Origin of the sequence: Flavobacterium sp. (genome assembly GCF_028712645.1) — a bacterium.
GTDB lineage: Bacteria > Bacteroidota > Bacteroidia > Flavobacteriales > Flavobacteriaceae > Flavobacterium.
Genome location: NZ_JAQTPQ010000263.1, coordinates 1 through 4,787 on the forward strand (window position 1 = coordinate 1; position 4,787 = coordinate 4,787).

Annotated in this window: 3 protein-coding genes; all 3 read left to right on the top strand. The window is 34.5% G+C overall.

Annotated elements, in window-relative coordinates; translation table 11 throughout:
- Positions 1–3,496: alpha-2-macroglobulin family protein (locus tag PHC28_RS15785; protein ID WP_300102859.1), on the top strand; the 3,496-nt coding region annotated here is incomplete at its 5' end.
- A gap of 146 nt (positions 3,497–3,642) precedes the next feature.
- Complete coding sequence (locus PHC28_RS15790) at positions 3,643–4,233, top strand: transposase (RefSeq protein ID WP_300102862.1); 591 nt, start codon at positions 3,643–3,645, stop codon at positions 4,231–4,233.
- A gap of 206 nt (positions 4,234–4,439) precedes the next feature.
- Positions 4,440–4,787: transglycosylase domain-containing protein (locus PHC28_RS15795; RefSeq protein ID WP_300102864.1), on the top strand; the 348-nt coding region annotated here is incomplete at its 3' end.

Here is a 4,787-nt window from a genome sequence, read left to right on the forward strand (position 1 = left end):
CATTATCCCTACAACTTCTGATGCGCCGACTGGAAATTGGGAAGCGATGGCGAGTGTGGGAGGTGCGAAATTTTATAAAAGTATAAAAATTGAAACCATAAAACCCAATCGTCTTCGAATTAAAAATAGTTTCAAAAATGCGGTGCTTTCTCCTTTTTATCCCAACACGAGCAACCTTGAAGTAACTTGGCTTCACGGGGCTGTTGCCAAAGATTTAAAAGTAGAAATGCAAGCGAAATTCACCCAACAAACTACCACTTTCAAGAATTATTCTAATTATACTTTTGATGATTTGGTTCGTCAATTTAGTACCGAAGAAATCAATATCTTTTCTGGAAAAGTAGACGAAAACGGAAAAGCATCGGTAAATATTCAACCCAAATTACAAGGTCAAGCTCCAGGAATGTTAAAAGCTTCTTTTATAACCAAAGTATATGAAGAAGGCGGCGATTTCAGCACTGATGTAATGTCAACTACCTATTCTCCATATAAAACTTATGTTGGTATAAAATCACCAGAACCCAATAAATATGGAATGCTAGAAACCCGAAAAACAAACCGTTTTGACATTGTTACTGTTGATGAAAATGGGCGTCCAAAAGCAGTAAAAAATCTTGAAATCAAGGTTTATAAAGTAGAATGGCGCTGGTGGTGGGATTCTTCGAGCGACAATTTATCGAATTATAATTCGTCGACTGCTACAACTTCCTATAAAACATTTAAAATTAATACAGATACAAACGGAAAAGGTTCTGTTCAATTTGCATTAAGTGATGAAGAATGGGGACGCTATTTAATTCGAGTTTCAGATGAAAATGATGGTCACGCAACGGCATTGACAGTAAATATTGATTGGCCAATTTGGTCAGGAAAAACTAGAAACACCGATGCTTCGACTGCTAATATGCTTGTTTTTTCTACCGACAAAAAGAATTATGCTGTTGGCGAAAAAGCACAAATTTCTTTTCCATCAAGTGAAGGTGGTCGAGCTTTGATTTCAATTGAAAATGGTTCGAAAGTAGTTCAAACGCTATGGGCAATAACCCAAAAGGGCGAAACCCAAGTAGCTATTCCAATTACGGCTGAAATGGCGCCTAATGTGTATTTTAACATCACTTTGTTGCAACCACACGCTTCGACCAAAAATGATTTACCAATAAGAATGTACGGGATTATCCCGATTGAAGTCTTGGATAAAAATACTATTCTCGAACCTAAATTAGTGATGCCAGATGTGTTGCGACCAGAACAAGCATTTAATATTAAAGTAAGCGAAAAATCTGGGAAAGCAATGACCTACACGATTGCTATTGTGGATGAAGGCTTGCTGGATTTAACTCGATTCATAACTCCAAATGCTTGGAATGCTTTTTATGTTCGAGAAGCTTTGGGTGTAAAAACTTGGGATATTTACGATGATGTGATTGGTGCTTATGGAGGAAAAGTAAACCAGATTTTTAGTATTGGCGGTGACCAAGATTTGGGTGGTGGAAAAGCTAAAAAAGCCAACCGATTCAAACCAGTTGTGGTTTATCTTGGCCCATTCAAATTAGAAAAAGGGCAGTCGAAAACGCATCAGGTGAAATTGCCAAAATACATTGGTTCGGTTAGAACTATGATTGTAGCTGGCGATGCCAATACAAGTGCTTATGGAAGCGTCGAAAAAGCAACTCCTGTTCGCAGTCCGCTGATGGTGTTGGCTTCATTGCCAAGAAAAATTTCTCCGTCGGAAAAAGTAACCATTCCAGTTACGATTTTTGCAATGGAAAAAAACATCAAAAATGTAACAGTTCAAATAAAAACAAATAATGGATTAAGAGTTATTGGAAGTGCTATTCAAAGATTAATTTTTGCACAACCTGACGAAAAAATGGCTTATTTCAATCTGGAAGTGGGTAGTGTAACTGGTATTGGAAAAGTGCAAATTATTGCTACTTCTGGAGCGGTCAAATCTTCTTATGATGTTGAGATTGATATGACGAATCCAAATCCAATAACGAGTACTTTTACCGATGTGATTTTGGATGCAAATAGTTCCAAAACGATTTCTTGGGAAACTTTTGGAGTTGCGGGAAGCAATAAAGCGAAGCTCGAAGTTTCGTCAATGCCAACCATCGATTTTAGCCGAAGATTGCAATATTTGATTGCCTATCCTCACGGTTGTGTCGAACAAACTACATCGGCAGTTTTTCCTCAATTGTTCTTGAACGATGTTGTAGATATTGATGCTAGTCGTAAAGATTTAATTCAAAAAAATGTAACTGCTGGAATCACAAGATTGGGTAGTTTTCAACTGGCAAATGGAGGATTTTCTTATTGGCAAGGGCAACCAACACCAGATGATTGGGGAAGTTCTTATGCTGGACATTTCTTGATTGAAGCGGAGAAAAAAGGCTACGTTTTACCAATTAATTTCAAATCAAAATGGATTTCGTACCAAAGAAAGGAATCTAAAAATTGGAGATTTATAGCGCAATACGGCAATGATTTGGCTCAAGCCTACCGACTTTACACATTGGCATTGGCCGGTTCTCCTGATTTGTCATCAATGAATCGATTGAGAGAAACTGCAGGAATTTCTAATGAAAGTAAATTGCGTTTGGCTTCGGCTTATGTTTTGGCTGGACAAAAAACGGCGGGATTAGAACTGTTAGCTAAAAGTCAAATCGACGAAGTGAATTCTAAGTATAATTATTACTATTATGGTTCTGGTGAAAGGAATCGTGCGATGACTTTGGAAACTTTGATTTTGTTAGGACAAAAACAAAATGCCTTTTTGATGGCAAGCAAACTAGCCGAAAAAATGTCTAGTAGCGAATGGATGAGTACACAAACCACCGCATATTGTTTGTATTCGATGTCAAAATTTGCACAAAGTAATGGAACCAAAGGAATCGAAGTTCAATTTAGTAATAATGGCAAAAGTCAAGTCATAAAAACGATGAAATCGATAACCGAAAGAAATTTGGTTGTAAAATCTGGAGCAAACGGTATCACGATAAAAAACAATAAAAACAACACGATTTTTGTTCGTGTGCTCAATACGGGAATTCTTCCTATTGGACAAGAACAAGTGATTCAAAGTAATTTGTCTGCCAATGTAGTTTTCAAAAACAGGAAAGAAGCAATTATTGATGTTTCAAAAATTAATCAAGGAACTGAATTTATTGCCGAAGTTACTGTCAAAAACAAAAAAAATGAACAGGTAGAAAATGTGGCATTGTCACAAATTTTACCTTCAGGATTTGAAATTGTCAATACTCGTTTTACCGATTATGGTGATGCAACGAACAATGTTGCCGATTATATTGACATCCGTGATGATAGAACTAATTTCTATTTTGGATTGAAAGCCAATGAAACTAAAACTTTCAGAATATTATTGAACGCTTCTTATTTAGGAACTTATTATTTGCCTGGATTGCAATGCGAAGCGATGTATGATCATACGTTTTTGGCTAGAACAAAAGGTTTTTGGGTTGAGGTGATGAAGTAGTTTTTATCCTAACAGGTTTTCAAAACCTGTTAGGTATTTAATTAGGATGGATTAAATTATTTTTTAGAAGTAAAAACATACCTAACAGGTTTTGAAAACCTGTTAGGATAGTAAAAATACCTGTTTGAGTAAATAAAAAATAAAATATGGAAAAAGATATTTTCGAATCAGGGCAATATTATCACATTTACAACAGAGGAAATAATAGAGAAAATATTTTTATTGAAGAGAAAAATTATAATTACTTTTTAGAGAAAATGAAGAAATATCTTTTGCCAGTTGCAGATGTTTATGCTTATTGTTTACTCAAGAATCATTTTCATATTGTCATAAAAATTAAAGACAAAAAGGATTTACTAGATAATTTGAAAGATAAAATTCATTTGCCTTTTTCTAATTTATTTAATTCCTATGCCAAAAGCATAAACACAGCTTATAATAGAACAGGAAGTTTATTTCAAGAACATTTGCAAAAAAATAGAATTGAAAATGAAGAGTATCTGAAGCAATTGATAGTATATGTTCATTTGAATCCTGTAAAACATAAGTTTACAAAATCATTCGAAACGTATTTGCATTCTTCTTATCGTTCTTATCTTTCAAATAAAAGTACGAGTATTGATAGAGATTTTATACTGGATCTATTTGGAGGATTGGAGAATTTTAAGTTTTATCACGACGAAAGAAGACTGATTTATGAAGGTGTGATTGATGCCATTGATAAAATGGATGAGTAAATTATATTGAAGTTTGCTTGTCCTAACAGGTTTCTAAAACCTGTTAGGTATTGTTGTTAATAGAAAATCGAAATAAAAGTACACCTGACAGGTTTCTAAAACCTGTTAGGTATTTATTGGTTATACTAAACTAATTTTAGGGATGGAAAAAACATACCTAACAGGTTTCCAAAACCTGTTAGGATAAAAAAGAAACAAAATTTGCTTTGAAAAACAAATTAATAGCGTTCCTAAAACGCATCATCAATTGGATAAAGAAAAACAAAATAAAATCAGCAATAGTGTTTTTGCTGTTGATGACTTATTATTTTTCATTGCCAAGAACGTTGTTTCTAGAACCTTATTCCACGGTTATTGAAAGCAAAGAAGGTGAATTGCTAGGGGCAAAAATAGCTAGTGATGGTCAATGGAGGTTTCCTGCACAAGACAGTGTTCCTGATAAATTCAAGAAATGTATTGTTTATTTTGAGGATCAATATTTCTACAAGCATCCCGGATTCAATCCTATAGCGATGGTCAACGCATTTAAACAAAACAGAAAAGCTGGCAAGATA